Below are 14,568 nucleotides of genomic sequence, written 5' to 3' on the forward strand. Positions count from 1 at the left end.
CGTGCTGCACCGACTGCCGGCAGGCGCAGCCCAGCGCGCCCTATCGACCGCTCAGCTCACAGCGTCCAGTCGAGGCTGACCATCAGGGTCCGCGGCTCGCCGTGGTAGACGCCGTTGTAGAACCCAACGTTGTTGTAGTAGTGCTCATCGAACAGGTTCTTCACGTTGAGTGACGCTGCCAGGTGCTCGTCGACCTGGTACCGCGCCATCAGGCCCACCACCGAGAATGCCTCTTGCCGCATCTTCTCCCGGGCAGTGATGATGCCGCCGGCTGCGTCGCGGCCGATGGGGCGGTTGGCCAGGCGGTATTTGTCGCTCTGCCAGTCAAGGCTCGCGCCCACCGTCAGGGCTGGGGTCATGCGGTAGGTGCTGGAGAGGCGCACCAGGTTCAAGGGTTGTTCGGTGCTTTTGCGTTTCTTTTCGGCCGTTGCAGCGTGGGTGTAGCTGTAACCCAGGCTCATCTGCCAGTCAGTCATGACCTCGCCCGCCACCTCTGCCTCGAAACCTTCGACGACAATGCCTTTGCCGCCGCTGGTGTAGAACACTTCATTACCATCGGGCGGGACCGAGTCGTCGACTTCGGCCACGTTGTCCTGCTTGCTGCGAAACACCGCAGTGCTCAGGTTCAGGCGCTCGTCGAGCAGGCTGCCCTTGAGGCCCAGCTCGTAGACCTTGCCCACGATGGGCTCGATGTACTGTTTGTTGACGTCGACCACCGACTGCGGATTGAAGATGTCGGCGTAGCTCACGTAGGCCGTGAAATCATCGGTCAGGTCGAACAGCACGCCAGCATAGGGCGTCCATTGATCGTTCTGCGTCTGTCTGCTGAGGGTCTCGCCGTTGCGCACCAGGGCGTCGTCGTAGGTCCAGTTGCGCCGCTCGGTGTCCCAACTGCCATAGCGACTGCCCAGCACCAAGTGCAGGCGGTCGGTGGGGTTCAGGCGCGTGGCGATGTAACCGGCTTTTTGTCGCGTGTAGGAGCGCCCGCGGTCGAGCCCCGTTTCCAGGTCAGAGAACTTCGCGATACCCCCCATGTATTTCCAGTCGGGAATCGCCTCATAACCATCGGCCACCGGCAGGCCGATGCGATACGGCTCACTGTTGCGCCGCTCCGATTCACCATACCCGACCATGAAGTCATGGCTGCGACCCAACAGCTGGAACGGCCCGGCGAGGTTGAAATCGACAGCGTCCATCTTCTCTTCGCCACCAAAATGCGAGTACCAGGCGTTCATGCCGCTGCGGTCGGCCTCGGGGAAACCATTGCCGCCGTAATAGACCTTGCCATCGCTGTCGGTCTGGCGGTGGGTGTAGGCCACCTTCATGCGCCAGTCATTGTCCAGCCGCTGATCGAGCGTGGCGAACACGGTCTGGTCCTTGAGTGGCCAGGACGACCAAGGGGCGCTGAGGTTGGTCGAGCGTGGCAGGTTGGCTTTGCTACCGTCGGCATTCCAATACGGCACCGTACCCCATGAGGACCCTTGCACGTGCTTGTTCTGATAGTCATAGCCCACGGCCAGAACCGTACTGTCGGTGAGGTCGGCTTCAAGCACGCCATAGGCCACTTCACGTTGGCTGGCGTACTTGTCCATGAAGGACTTGTTGTCGCGGTAGGCCAGCACCGTACGGCCGCGCAAGCGCCCGTCCCAACCCAGGGGCCCACCGACGTCCAGATAGCTGTAGTAGTTGTCATAGCTGCCAGCACTGACGCCGCTTTTGACCGCAAGCTCATGGGTCGGGCGTTTGCGCACCATGGCGATGGTGCCGGACGGGTCGCCTGCCCCGGTGGTCAGGCCCGTCGCGCCGCGCACCACCTCGATGCGGTCGTAGATGATGGTGTCCGAGTCGGACTTGAGCCCGGAAAAGGTGTTGAGCATCCCATCGATCTGGAAGTTGTTGATCGCATAGCCGCGCGAGTAGTAACTGGGCCGTTCCGAGTCGTTGCGCTGAACGGTGACGCCCGTGACCTGCGCCATGGCTTCGGACAAAGTATTGAGCTTGAAATCGTCGAGCTGTTGACGGGTGACGACCGAGACCGACTGGGGCGTTTCCTTGACCGAAAGGTTCAAACGCGTGGCAGCGCTCATGTTCCCGGTGGTGTAGGACCCACTGTGTTCAGTGGTGCTGCCCAGGCCGGTGGCCGTCACCTCGGTTGAATCGAGCTCGATCACACGCTTTTCAGGTTTTTCTTCAGCTTCGGCCAGCGACAGTGGACTGAAGATTGACGCGCACAGGCCGACGCTGAGTGACAGGGAACGGTAGAGGGACGGGGGCATTGCGGGCTGACTCCTTGTGCATGAAGACTCCAAAGGTCGAGAATCTACATGAGAATCATGCGCATATGGAAATAAATTGCGTTTGCCCCGCTTGCCTGCCGCGTTCACCGCACTGCAGCATCACTGCCCACACTCATGGTTCTGGAGACCCACCCATGTTCAGCCATATCCAGCTCGGCGCCCGGGATCTGCCACGCATGATCGCCTTCTATGAGCCGGTGCTCGCCTGCCTTGGCCTGACACGCGTGCCCGAGACTGACGACCAGGGCCCGGCTGGCGCGGGCTGGCAGTTGCCAGGAAGCGACTGGCCGCAGTTCTATGTGCAGTTGCCATTCAATGGGCACACAGCCAGCGCCGGCAACGGTACCCAGGTGAGTTTTGCAGCCCGTTCGCCGCAGGCGGTGGACGAGGCCTGGCGTATCGCGCAGTGCCACGGCGGCAGCGATGAGGGCGCCCCAGGACCGCGCCCGCAGTACGGCACTGGGTTCTATGCAGCGTACTGTCGGGATCCGGAAGGCAATAAACTGTGCTTCGTCCATTCTCCAGGTCTGTAGGACGGCGCCGGCGCGAACTCGACCTGCTTTGACCTGCTTGCTCAGTGAACCGGTATGCGTTGCGAATCACCTGCGTGCCGAGCGGGTGCGCTCACCGTGCAGCCACCCCGCCCGCCCCCCTACAACGCGGTGCCTTGATGAAAGGCCAGACGCCAGGCCCCCTCGCGCCAGACCCACAGTGAGCTGCGCAGCGACCGGGTCGCTGCCCCATCAGCCTGTTTGAGGCAGTGATAAGTGGCCAGAACCACCTCCGCGCTCACGGGGTGAACCCTGAAATCGCTGAGGGTGCGCAGGGCGGCGTTTTCGTCAGGCAGTGCTGCCAGCACCGCCGCGCGGTCCCAGGTCGCACCCCACGCGCCGATTTCGAAGAAGCCTTCGGCCAGCAGGTCGGCCAGGGCGAGCGGATCGCGTCGGGTGGCAGGGGTCAGCAGACGCTCTTCCAGCATCAGGATCTGGGCGACGATTGCGCCGGTCAGGACGGGCGTACCAGAGGCATCGAGCGTCAGCATTTCAAGGACTTCCTCGGTGGGTGTTCAGGTGCTCAGGTCCCTGAGATGCAACGAGTTTGTACAAAATATGTGCAATCCGCCCCAAGCCTTGAGCATCAAGGCATTCAGCGCGTTATCCACAGACCTGTTCACGGTTTCTGTGGACAAATTTCCTACGACGATCAGTCGATCTTCAATAACGCCGCGTTGGCTTGACGAACCAGCTCTCTCCATTCGCGGGTGCTGATCGCGCCCGCCTGCTCGAGCGCCTGTGCCTGCAACAGGGCGCGGTCGTAGTCGTCTTCATGGAAAAAGGTGGGGTCGAGAAACTGTGTGCGCCACTGCCCCATTGCGGCTGCACCACGTGTGGCGTGCATCATGCTGTGTGTCTCCCTTGAAGCAATACGCTGCGCAGGGTACAGGAGCGACTGTGAACAGGTGATGACCTATCACCCTTGACTGGCCACACTGGCACTGTATGTGTGAAACCCTAGCACCGGCCTGCCCAGGGGCAAGGCAGGCCATGCGGCTAGCGGTCAAGGAGGCGGGATGGTGCCCAACAGGCCAATACCGATGGCCAGTACCAAGAAACCGCCGATGAACCATGCGAGCTTGCCCATTGAAACCTCTACAGTGCGTTGAACGGAACGGCCCGGCTGGCAACGCCGCGATAGCAGCGCGACCCCGACCCAGTGCAGGCCGTACTGCGTGACTGGGCGGGGCCTATTTTCCCGCTGCGGCTGATACGGTTACAGCGTCAGGTTGGCGAAAAAAAAGCAGATCAGATGGCCCGCAACGCTCAGTCCTGCAGGCGCAGCACCTCGGCCGGAAGCCAGCCCAGTTCGTCATCGCTCAGGCGCCTGCACCAGTACCAGCCATTGAGGGGGCGCAACGTCTCGATCAGTTGGCCGGGATCGACATCCAGTTCGTGGGCACAGTAAGGCTCGCGGGCACGGCCACGGCCTACGCCAAGAATCTCGATGATCTGCTCGGGCACCCAGCCGGGGATGCACGCGGCGCTGGTGCACAGGTACCAGTCCTGCCAGCCTTCGCGGCCTTCATAGCGCTGGCCCACCGCCAGTAGTTCACCGGCCGTGAAGCGGATAGGTTGGGGGTATTCACTGCGGTATTGCGTGATGACGACGGCTTTCATGCGCCACTCCCTGGCTGCTGAGAACCGTCGATGCTAGCAGAGGGTGGCGACACAACCTGACGCGCATAGCACCGGGCGCATCAGGCGTGTACCGACGGGCAGGTCAACGTGCGTTGGCCACACGTGCAGGGCCGTGCTCGACACCCCTGGCGCTCACCACCGGCGTCAGTTCGCCCGCCACGTGCCGGGCGCGGCCGACGCCCCAGGCCAGGGCGCGGGTCATGGACTCACCCGGCCGTGATGCGTAGGCCTCCTCGTACAAGGCCAGGCCCGAAGCGCCATAGACGCCAATGAACAACTGAGTGGCGCCGGTACGAGACAGCCGTACCTGCACGTCGATGCAGTGGCCATGTTGCACCGCCTCATCGTGCCGGCGGTGATGCAAGGTAGGGTCGGCCCATGACCAGAACGTATCACCACGTATGCGCATGCCAGGCTCCTCCTGAGACTAAAGGCGTATTGATCGATGACGTCCGACCAACATTAGTCCAAGCGAAGCGGTAAGCAAGCCCACCCCGCAACATTGTCCGACAATTGGACGACTGGCCACAGGCCCCGCGTTAGACTGTCTTCTGGCATGCCGGCGCATAGCTCAGGGCCAGATGCCAGCATTTCGACGCCTGCTGCACACGGTGGGATATCGGCCCCCGCTCAAGCGTGGCTAGAGCGCCCAAGCCTTCAGCCCTGCAAGACTCACGCAACTTTCCTACAGCAACAGTGGAAAATCCCCTGTTGGCCCCATACCCTGCCTTATCGATCACCGCCGCGAGCACGCACATGACAGGGATTGCCCATTTCGAACGGCCACGCTGGTTGCGGGATCTGGTCCGCTTTCTGCCGCTGAAGAGCCAGTTCGTGCTGTCCGGCAACATCCGCGACCTGCAAGCCACGCAGATCGCGCCTGGCGCGATTACCGCGCAGAGCTTCAACCAGACCCTGTGCACCGCGCTGCTCGATGCCGGCTACGCCCAGGTGCTGCTGTGGAACCCGGTCGGTGGTTTCAGCGCCCTCACCCGCCCAGGCGGCGACCTGGCCGACAGCCACAAGCTCATGCAGAGCCTGGGCCTGAATCCGGTCGAGGGCGTGGCCCCGGCCGGCATCGACCTGCTCGGCGCCACTGTCGAGCGGTTGGTCAACCAGCGCGGCGAGCCGCTGGCGCTGATCCTCGACTTCGCCTCCCGTGTGGCGGTGCGCAACGACAACCTCAGCGCTGCCGAGCACCGCCTGTTTACTCAAGCGCTGGTGATGTCGCACCAAGCGCGCAGCCGCCCGGCCACTGCCGAGCGCAAGCCGTTTTTCAACACCCTGCTGTGGCTGGTGGAAAAGGAAGGCGACCTGCCCGACTGGCTGCTGGTCGACAACCCGCGCATCCGCCACGTGCCGGTCGGCAAGCCCGACCAGCGCTGCCGTCGCGCCTTGGCCCCGGCACTGTTGCGCGGCCTGGCCGGCAGCCAGGGCGCCGAGCCAGACGCGCTGCAAGCCGCCGTCGATGCGTTCGTGGAAAACACCGAGGGCCTGCTGTTGCTCGACCTCAGTGCCATCGCCCAACTGGCCCGGGTTGAAGGTGTCGACATGACGCAGATCAGCGACGCCGTGCGCCGCTACAAAGTGGGGGTCACCGAAGACCCTTGGCTGAGCCTGGATCGCACCCGTATTCGCAATGCCACGGCCATCGTCCAGCAACGGGTCAAAGGCCAGAGCCACGCGGTGACGCACATGCTCGACATCGTCAAACGTGCCGTCACCGGCGTCGGCGCCAGCCGCAAGGGCAATCGCCCGCGCGGCGTGGCGTTTCTGGCCGGGCCGACCGGCGTGGGCAAGACCGAGCTGGCCAAGACCATTACCCGCTTGCTGTTCGGAGACGAAAGCGCCTACATCCGCTTCGACATGTCGGAATTCAGCGCCGAGCATGCCGACCAGCGTCTGATCGGCGCACCGCCCGGCTACGTGGGTTACGACGTGGGCGGCGAGCTGACCAATGCCATCCGCGAAAAACCGTTCAGCGTGGTGCTGTTCGACGAGATCGAAAAAGCCCACCCGCGCATCCTCGATAAATTCCTGCAGATCCTCGACGACGGCGTGCTGACCTCCGGCCGCGGCGACCGCGTGTACTTCTCCGAAGCGCTGATCGTGTTCACCTCCAACCTGGGTATCTATCGCCAGGGCGAGAACGGTGAGCGGGTGGCCAACGTGCTGCCGCACGAGCCGTTCGAGCAGGTGCAGGGCAAGGTCCACAGCGAAATCGACCGCTACTTCAAGCTGGTGCTCAACCGCCCGGAAATCCTCAACCGCATCGGCGAGAACATCATCGTCTTCGACTTCATCCGCGAAGACGTTGCCCTGCAGATTTTCGAGCAGATGGTCGACACCACCTTCGCTGACCTCCAGGCCCAAGGCTTTACCGTGACCTTGAGCGCTGCGGCGCGCCAGGCGCTCCAGGGTCTGTGCCTGCATGACCTGGCCAACGGCGGTCGGGGCATTCGCAACCAGTTAGAAGCGCACCTGCTCAACCCGCTGTCGCGGACCCTGTTCGACCAGGACATCCAGCTGGGCCAGGCCGTGGTCATCAGCGCCCTGGACGATGCCGGCCTGACCTTGGACCCGCTCTGAGCATGCACCTGAGCCTGTCACGCGTGCATTTTCCGGTCACCACACTGGGGCCGGGGCGGCGCCTGGGCATCTGGTTCCAAGGCTGTAGCATCCGCTGCCCGGGCTGCATTTCGGCCGACACCTGGGGCCCCGGCCACCGGCGCGTGAGCCTGGATGCCTTGCTGGAGCACATCCAACCCTGGCTGGCGCAGGCCGACGGCGTCACGCTTACCGGCGGCGAGCCGTTCGAGCAGTTCGACGCCCTGCTGGCCCTGCTTCAGGCCCTGCGCCAGCGCAGCGAGGGCGATATCCTCGTGTACAGCGGCCACAGCCTGGAAGCGCTTGCAGAGCAATTGGGCCAAACCCGGGGCCTGATCGATGGTCTGATCAGCGATCCCTATCAGGAACACAGCGAGCAGACCCTTGCCCTGCGCGGCAGCGACAACCAGCGCCTGAGCCTGTTCACGCCGTTGGGCGAGGCACGCCTGGCCCATTTTCAACGCCCCCTGCACGCCAGCGACAAGGCCCTCGACCTGATGTTCGATGCGGCCGGCAGCGTGTGGATGGCGGGCATTCCGCGCCGCGGCGACCTGCTGCGCCTGCGCGACCTCCTGCACAGCCAGGGCCACCAGATACAGACCAGCGCCCACACCTCGAAACGGCGCTGAGCGGAGTTCACCGAAATGATGCGTTTTTGCCCCAACTGCCACACTGCCCGTGGCCTAGACGAACTGTTCTGCGCCGGCACCGTGCACGGGCAGCCGTGTTCATGGGACTTGTCGGGCGAACCGATCCGCGCCGAGGGCTGGCGCCCGCCTGCGCTCGATGAGTCCTCCACGCCCGCCCAAGGCTCTGAAGGCCCGGCAGAGCGCGCAGCGGGCGAGCTGCGCAGGGGCGCTGTCGCGGCGCCAGACACCCCGGCCCTGACCGGCGCCGATGCGCCTGCGGCGCCGGCCAGCGCAGGCGCTCCCCCCATGGGCAGTGATGCCCGCGGCCCTGTCGAATCCAGCACCGAGGCGGGGGTTGTCAGCGGTGGCGGATCAAGCGGCGACACCGGCGCTGTTGCCAGTGCGCAGTCAGGCGCTGAGCCTGGCGCCTTCAACAGCGCCCGCGCCGGTACCGATAGCGAGTCTGCGCTGGACCCCCGTTCGACCCCTGACGCCGATTCACCCCCCAGCCCCCAAGCGTGCGCCCAACCGCGGTGCACCCAAGGCCACGCCCTCGAACCCGGTGACTTGATGTGTCTGATCTGCGGCGCATCGCCTGCAGAGCCATCCGCCACCTCGACAACCTCCGCCAGCACGGCAGGGCCGACTGCTGCGAGCGGGTCGCGATCCTCCTCAGCCACCCCGGCTGAGCCAGCCGACGCCCTACCCACCGAGCCCCCCACGCACATCGAAGGCTGGCGCCTCGACCACGCCATCAGCAACACCGACGGCATCCGCGAGCGTTACCTGGCCGAGCATGAGGAAACCGGGCAACGCGCCGTGCTCACGCTCTATCGTCCCGGCGCCGAGCCCGACCCGGCGATTTACGACGTGCTGCGCCGTCTGCCCCTGGCCCATGTGCCGCAGCTGTTCGCGACCGGTCGCTGGCACGAGCGCGCCTTCGAGGTGATCGAGGCATTGGGCGGCGGCAGCCTGGCCGACCTGGGCATGGTGATCGTCGATCTCGCCAGCGTCAGCCACGTGCTGCGCGAAGTCGGCCAGGCCCTGCACGCATTCAACGAAGCCGGCCTGCGCCACCGCGACCTGCGCCCTACCAGCCTGCTGGTGCGCACTCAGGAACCGCTGGACATGGTCATCAGCGGCTTCGGCTCGGCGCGCCTGTCAGAATTCGACCTGGACATCGTCTCGCCATTGGAAACCAGCCGCTACATGGCGCCTGAAGCCGTCGCCGGTGGCGTGGCCGCGGCGTCAGACTGGTGGAGCCTGGGCATGATCCTGCTCGAACAGCTGACCCGCGGCGCCTGCTTCGAGGGCATCCAGGCCAACGCCTTCCTGATCCACGTGCTGGCCAACGGCGTGCCGCTGCCCGATGACCTCGACCCGCGCCTGCACCTGCTGCTGCGCGGCCTGCTGGCCCGTGATCGGCACCAGCGCTGGCAGTGGCCGCAGGTCTGCGCCTGGCTCAACGGTGAAGACCTGCCCGCCCCGGCTGCGGCCAGCCACACCGAAGACGCTGGCGAAGGCGCCAGCCTGGCACTGGCCGGGCGTCAGTACCGCAACGCGCAGGTCTTTGCCCTGACAGCGGCGCACGCTGAGCACTGGGACGAAGCGTTGCAGTTGCTGGTGCGCGGGGTCATCGTCACCTGGGCCGAACAGACCGGCCTGGCGCCGACGCTGATCGCCGGCCTGCGCCAGGTGGTGCAGCACGAGGGCCTGGAAGACGACCTGCGCCTGATGCTTGCGCTGCGTCTGCTCAACCCTGACATGCCCTTGATCCACCGGGGTGAAATCGTTACCCCCGGCTGGCTGCTGGAGCATCCGGCGCAGGGCTACGCGTTGATCAGCGGCGCGGTACCGGACCTGCTTGAGCGCCTGCAGAGCGACCATTGGCTGAGCCGCCTCAAGGCCCGCGCGCAGAACGTCCGCCAACGGGCCCTGCACCAGCACATCGAACTGGTCGAAGACGACCTGCGCATCTATCTGCTGTCCACCTCGCGGGCCACCCTGGCCAGCCAGTGGCAGGCCCGCCAGCGCCTGTTCCCGGACACCGACCACCCCGGTTTGCAGTCGCTCAGCCAGCGCCGCCTGATCGCCGAGGAAGATTTGATCGTGCTGCTCAGTGCGAGCCTCAGTCAGTTCCGCGCGGCGGACGCGATCATCGCCGAAGCGGCCGAGCTGGCCCGCCAGCATGAGGTGGGCTGGTTCGAGGCCCACGCGGCGGCGGCGTGGCTGCAACACACGCAACTGGAGCTGTTTCGAAGCGTTGACGAGCGCATCCAGGGCTTTGCCCGCTGCGGCGTCGAGGCGGTGGATCAGTGGGCCGAGCAGTTCCGCCTGGAACGGCGCATGCCGCTGGCCCAGGCGCTGGTACTGTTGGCGATTGCGCCGAGCCAGTGGCTGGAGCCGCAGAAGCAGCAGTATGTCGCGCAGATTCTGGATTTCTTCGAGAAGAAGGTGGTCAGCGCGGTGATGCGCGGGCCGCTGGTGCGCATGGCCATCGGCAAGACCACCGCCCGGGTGGACCTGGCCGAGCTGCACAGCGAACGCCGCCCTGCCCCGGCTCTGCTCGATCATCTGCTGCAACGCAACGCCCGCGCGGTGAGCCTCGACCCGGAGAGCTTCCAGCTCAAGGACGGCCTGGAAAGCCGCCTGCACGGGCTGTACCGGCAGAGCGCGCTGTACAAGCGCGACACCGGCATCGACGGCCTGTACCTGGGCTTTCCCTTCCTGCTCAGCCAGGACCCGCGCGGCACGTCGCGGCCCCGGATCATTCCGCTGCTGCTGTGGCCGGTGACCCTGCAGCTGGAAGTCGGCCAGCGCGGCCAGGCGGCGCTGGCGTTCGACAGCGAGCGCGAGGAGGTACGCCTGAATCCGGCGCTGGAAAGCGTACTCGGGGTCGAGGCCTGCAAGCGCTGGCGCAGCACCGCCGATGAGGTGCTGGGGCGCTCGTCCTTGCGCGCCAGCGATGTGATGGACGCCTTCGGCATGCTCGCCACGCAGCACTCGCGGCAACTGGCCCCCCTGCCGGGGCCGGCGCTGCAGGTCGCGCCGTATCAGGACGCGTTGGCCTGCGCAGCAGTGCTGTTTCACGTCACCTTCATGGGCCAGGCCATTGGCGAAGACTTGCGCCAGCTGAAAAGCCTGGCGCCGTCCGGCACCGGCCTGGAAACTGCCTTGCGCCTACGCCCGGCCGACGACGCCGCACCCCTTGAGGTGCCCGGCGAATTGCAGCGTTTCTTCACCGTCGCCAGCGATCCCTCCCAAGAGGCGGCGGTCATGCAGGCCCGTCAAGGCCCTGGCCTGCTGGTCGAAGGCCCGCCCGGCACCGGCAAGAGCCAGACCATCGTCAACATGGTGGCCGACGCCATCGGGCGCCAGCGCAGCCTGCTGATCGTCTGCCAGAAGCACGCAGCGCTCGAGGTGGTGCATAAGCGCCTGGTCGCCGAAGGCCTGGGCCAGCGCGTGGTGATGCTCAACGACATCAACCGTGACCGTGAGCCGGTGATTCGCGGCATCCGCGAGCAGCTCGAAACACTGTTCGGCCAGGACAACCCCAGTGCCCGCTGGCAACGCCAACGCCAGCAACTGGCCGCGCGCATCGAAACCCTGGAAGGCGAGCTGGACCGTTATCACCAGAGCCTGCACCACCCCGACCCGGACAGCGGCCTGAGCTACCGGCGCCTGCTGGGCGAACTGATCGAGCTGCAGTCGGGCCCGCCGCCGTTGCAGTTCCCGGCGCTGCGCCAGCGCCTGGCCGGGCTCGACGAAGGCACTTTGGTGCAGTTGGAAGAGCGCTGCGCGCCACTGATCCCCTCCTGGTTACCGGCGCGCTTCGAGGGCAGCCCGCTGGCGCGCTTGCAAGCCTTTGCCACCGACCGGCCGACGCTGGACGCCTTCGCCGAGACCTTGCAGCGTGTGGTCGAAGCAGAAACCCAGCGTGACGCCACCTTGCTCGCGCACCCGGCCAGTTTCGAGCTGGATGACCCTGCGCCCTACCGCGCCTGGCTCGCCGCCTACGCCAGCACACTGCTGGCGCTGGACGCGCGCAGTTGCCAGCGCCTGGCGCAGTGGTTGCCGTTGTTCCGAGCTGGCGTGGGCGGTGCTCGCGAGCAGGCGGACTCGGCGCCAATGCCGCCCTCGGCTGCGGTTTCGGCTGCTGTGGACGACGGCAACACCCGCGTTCAACCGGCGCCCAGGGTAGTGACCCACCCGTCGACGCGTGGCGAAGCGCTGCTGAGCCAATTGCAGCGGCTCGACCTGCAACTGGCCGCGCTCGACCAGAGCCCCCACCAGACCGATCTCTCCCCAGCATTGGCGCGACTGGACGACAAGGCGCTGGACCAACTGCTCCACGACGTCGAGCGGGTTCAGGCCAGCCAGGGCTGGTTGAGCCTGATCAACCCGGCCCATTGGCTGCGCCGCAAACGGCTGCAAGGCTTGCTCGCACCGCATGGGCGCAATGACCTGGCGGCAGCCTTGCCGCCGGTGCGTGCGGCCGGTGCCCTGGAGCACGCCTGGCGGCCACTGCGTCAGCAGTTGCAGGCTGTTCAGCAGGCGCTGGGCATGGCGGCGGTAGACGGCGATGCCGGCCCCGAACTGCTACCCAAGACGCGTAGCGTGTTGCGTCAGCTTGAGCAGGTCCAGCGCCTGGCCGCCGCCTTGGCGCAGTCGCCGCGCGCGCGCCACAGCGACGCCGCCGCGCTCAGTGGCGACCCACGGCAGCTACAGGCGCTGCTGGCCGATGTCGATGCATCCTTGCTGCGCCAGGGCGTGCGCCAGACCAGTCTGGCGCGCCTGGCGCTGCTCGGTGACTGGCTGGCGGCGGACCTGCACGGCGAACTCAGCGCGGCGGTGCAGCACAACCGCAGCACCCTGGCCACGCTGCAGGCGCTGCAAGACGCGCTGCCGAGCCTGGCGGCCTTCCAGCGCTTTCGCGCCCGCGCCGCGCAGTTGTCCGCTGCCGAGCTGGCGTTGCTGGCCCTGCTGCGCCAGCGTCAGGATGATCTCGAGGCCTTGCCACCCGACCAGTTGGAAAGCGCCGTACGCCGCTTGCTCAACCTTGAAGCACGGCTGGGCTGGAAGCACCGCATCGAACAAGCCCATCCTGAACTGCTGTTCAGCCAGAACGAGGCCCGCGCCAAGGTCAGCAGCCTGGCCGAAGCCGACGCGCAGATGCGCCTGCTCAACCGCGAACTGCTCGGCCAGGGTATCGATCCGGCGAAACTGGGCAACCGCAAGCAGTGGGAGGACGTCACCCGCCTGACCGGCAAACGCTCGCGGCGCTTGCGCGAGTTCATCGAGCTGGGCAGCGGCCTGGGCCTGATGCACCTGCGCCCGGTGTGGCTGATGAACCCCGACGTCGCCAGCCGCGTGTTGCCGTTGAAAGCGGGTCTGTTCGACACGGTGATCTACGACGAAGCCTCACAGATGCCGGTGGAATATGCCCTTCCGACGCTGTTTCGTGGCCAGGTCACGGTGGTCAGTGGGGACGAGAAGCAGATGCCGCCGACGGCCTTCTTCTCCAGCCGCGTCGAAAGCGACGAGGCCCAGGTGTTCGACGGCGACGAGCCGGACGCCCAAGCCGATGAAGAGGAACGCGAAGCCTTTGAAGACACCTGGAACCGCCGCGAGATCAAGGACTGCCCCGACCTGCTGCAACTGGCGCGCAACGCCCTGCCCAGCACCACCTTGCAGATCCATTACCGCTCGGCTTACCGCGAGCTGATCGGCTTCTCCAACGCCTCGTTCTACGGCAACCGCCTGAATGTGCCGGTGCGTCACCCGCAGGCCAACATTCAGCGCATCAAGCCGCTGGAGCTGATTCAGGTCGAAGGCGTGTACCAGAACCAGAGCAACCCGACCGAGGCCGCGCGCGTGGTCGAGTACTTGGCCGAGCATTGGCGCAAACCCTTCGCCGAGCGCGATTCGGTCGGCGTGGTCACCTTCAACCGCAAGCAGGCCGAGCTGATCGAAGATTGCCTGGAGCTGCGCGCCGAACAGGACCCAGCCTTCCGCGCCGCTTATGCCCAAGAGCGCGAGCGCAGCGAAGAAGGCGAGAACATGGCGGTGTTCGTCAAGAACGTGGAAAACGTGCAGGGCGATGAGCGCGACATCATCGTGTTTTCGTCCACCTTCGGGCGTAACGGCCAGGGCACCTTCCGGCGCAACTTCGGTGTGCTCGGGCAAACCGGTGGCGAGCGCCGCCTGAACGTCGCGGTGACCCGTGCGCGGCGCAAGGTGGTGATGATCACCTCGATGCCGATCGGCGACATCTCCGACATGCTCAATACCCACCGCGCCCCGGCCAGCCCGCGCGATTATCTGCAGGGCTACCTGGAATATGCACGCAGCCTGACGGCCGGCGAGTTCAGCAACAGCGCGCGGTTGCTCGACCGCTTGCAGACCGACCGCAGCGGCATGCCGGCGCGCAGCCGCCAGGACGGGGTGCGCGATGGCTTCATCCGCCTGGTCGGTGAATACATCGCCAGCCTCGGCTGGCACGCAGCCGCGGCCAGCGAGGGCGATGCCTTTGGCCTGGACTTCGCCATCGAGCACCCCACCACCGGCGTGTACGCCATCGGCATCGAGTGCGATGCGCCGTGCCACCCGCTGCTCGAACGCGCCCGCGCCCGGGAAATCTGGCGGCCGAAAGTCCTCGGGCGGGCCATTGCACAGTTGCATCGGGTGTCCTCACAGGCGTGGTACCACGATCCCGAGGCCGAGCAGGAACGCCTGCGGATGGCCATCGAGGCGGCCATGGCCAGCGCGATGCAAGCTGATACGGTGGTGGCCAATGCCGCGCTGGCCACTGTTTCAGTGGACAGCGCCGCGTCGCAGCCG

8 protein-coding genes and 1 pseudogene are annotated in these 14,568 nt (G+C 66.0%); 4 read left to right on the forward strand and 5 right to left on the reverse strand.

The genetic code is table 11. The features are described 5' to 3' along the window. Positions 1 to 56: 56 nt before the first annotated feature. Positions 57 to 2,276 (reverse strand): TonB-dependent siderophore receptor, encoded by a 2,220-nt coding sequence (locus SJI00_RS13845; protein WP_322462277.1) that lies wholly within the window; start codon positions 2,274 to 2,276, stop codon positions 57 to 59. A gap of 155 nt (positions 2,277 to 2,431) precedes the next feature. Between SJI00_RS13845 and SJI00_RS13850 the strand changes: the two genes are divergently transcribed. Beyond that, on the forward strand, positions 2,432 to 2,830 hold the full coding sequence (locus SJI00_RS13850) for a VOC family protein (protein WP_322462278.1): 399 nt from the start codon (positions 2,432 to 2,434) through the stop codon (positions 2,828 to 2,830). Between the two features lie 119 nt (positions 2,831 to 2,949). On the opposite strand, the gene SJI00_RS13855 is transcribed toward SJI00_RS13850, so the two are convergent. The 4 genes from SJI00_RS13855 to SJI00_RS13870 form a co-directional block, all read right to left on the reverse strand. Continuing rightward, positions 2,950 to 3,339, reverse strand: coding sequence for a nuclear transport factor 2 family protein (locus SJI00_RS13855; protein ID WP_322462279.1), 390 nt, complete (start codon positions 3,337 to 3,339; stop codon positions 2,950 to 2,952). Between the two features lie 161 nt (positions 3,340 to 3,500). Further along, the gene (locus SJI00_RS13860) at positions 3,501 to 3,698 is read right to left on the reverse strand and encodes a hypothetical protein (protein ID WP_322462280.1); all 198 of its coding nucleotides are present in this window, start codon (positions 3,696 to 3,698) and stop codon (positions 3,501 to 3,503) included. 419 nt (positions 3,699 to 4,117) lie between these two features. Next, positions 4,118 to 4,471, reverse strand: coding sequence for an SH3 domain-containing protein (locus SJI00_RS13865; RefSeq protein WP_322462281.1), 354 nt, complete (start codon positions 4,469 to 4,471; stop codon positions 4,118 to 4,120). A 103-nt stretch (positions 4,472 to 4,574) separates the two neighbouring features. After that, a complete protein-coding gene (locus tag SJI00_RS13870) occupies positions 4,575 to 4,901 on the reverse strand; it encodes a hypothetical protein (RefSeq protein WP_322462282.1) in 327 nt (108 codons plus the stop codon). Positions 4,902 to 5,248: 347 nt separating this feature from the next. On the opposite strand from SJI00_RS13870, the gene SJI00_RS13875 reads away from it, so the two are divergent. The 3 genes and pseudogenes from SJI00_RS13875 to SJI00_RS13885 all read left to right on the forward strand — a co-directional run. Then, complete coding sequence (locus SJI00_RS13875; RefSeq protein WP_322462283.1) at positions 5,249 to 7,081, forward strand: AAA family ATPase; 1,833 nt, start codon at positions 5,249 to 5,251, stop codon at positions 7,079 to 7,081. 2 nt (positions 7,082 to 7,083) lie between these two features. After that, positions 7,084 to 7,728, forward strand: a complete 645-nt coding sequence (locus SJI00_RS13880) for a 4Fe-4S cluster-binding domain-containing protein (RefSeq protein WP_322462284.1) — start codon at positions 7,084 to 7,086, stop codon at positions 7,726 to 7,728. A 15-nt stretch (positions 7,729 to 7,743) separates the two neighbouring features. Continuing rightward, a pseudogene (locus tag SJI00_RS13885) lies at positions 7,744 to 14,532 on the forward strand (AAA domain-containing protein); the annotation flags it as partial. Positions 14,533 to 14,568: the final 36 nt, after the last annotated feature.

This window comes from Pseudomonas gebzensis (genome assembly GCF_034427815.1).
Lineage (GTDB): Bacteria > Pseudomonadota > Gammaproteobacteria > Pseudomonadales > Pseudomonadaceae > Aquipseudomonas.

Bases quoted from the DNA above. Each gene is read 5' to 3' on its own strand.
- SJI00_RS13845 (WP_322462277.1), bottom strand. From the start codon at position 2,276: ATGCCCCCGTCCCTCTACCGTTCCCTGTCACTCAGCGTCGGCCTGTGC.
- SJI00_RS13850 (WP_322462278.1), top strand. From the start codon at position 2,432: ATGTTCAGCCATATCCAGCTCGGCGCCCGGGATCTGCCACGCATGATC.
- SJI00_RS13855 (WP_322462279.1), bottom strand. From the start codon at position 3,339: ATGCTGACGCTCGATGCCTCTGGTACGCCCGTCCTGACCGGCGCAATC.
- SJI00_RS13860 (WP_322462280.1), bottom strand. From the start codon at position 3,698: ATGATGCACGCCACACGTGGTGCAGCCGCAATGGGGCAGTGGCGCACA.
- SJI00_RS13865 (WP_322462281.1), bottom strand. From the start codon at position 4,471: ATGAAAGCCGTCGTCATCACGCAATACCGCAGTGAATACCCCCAACCT.
- SJI00_RS13870 (WP_322462282.1), bottom strand. From the start codon at position 4,901: ATGCGCATACGTGGTGATACGTTCTGGTCATGGGCCGACCCTACCTTG.
- SJI00_RS13875 (WP_322462283.1), top strand. From the start codon at position 5,249: ATGACAGGGATTGCCCATTTCGAACGGCCACGCTGGTTGCGGGATCTG.
- SJI00_RS13880 (WP_322462284.1), top strand. From the start codon at position 7,084: ATGCACCTGAGCCTGTCACGCGTGCATTTTCCGGTCACCACACTGGGG.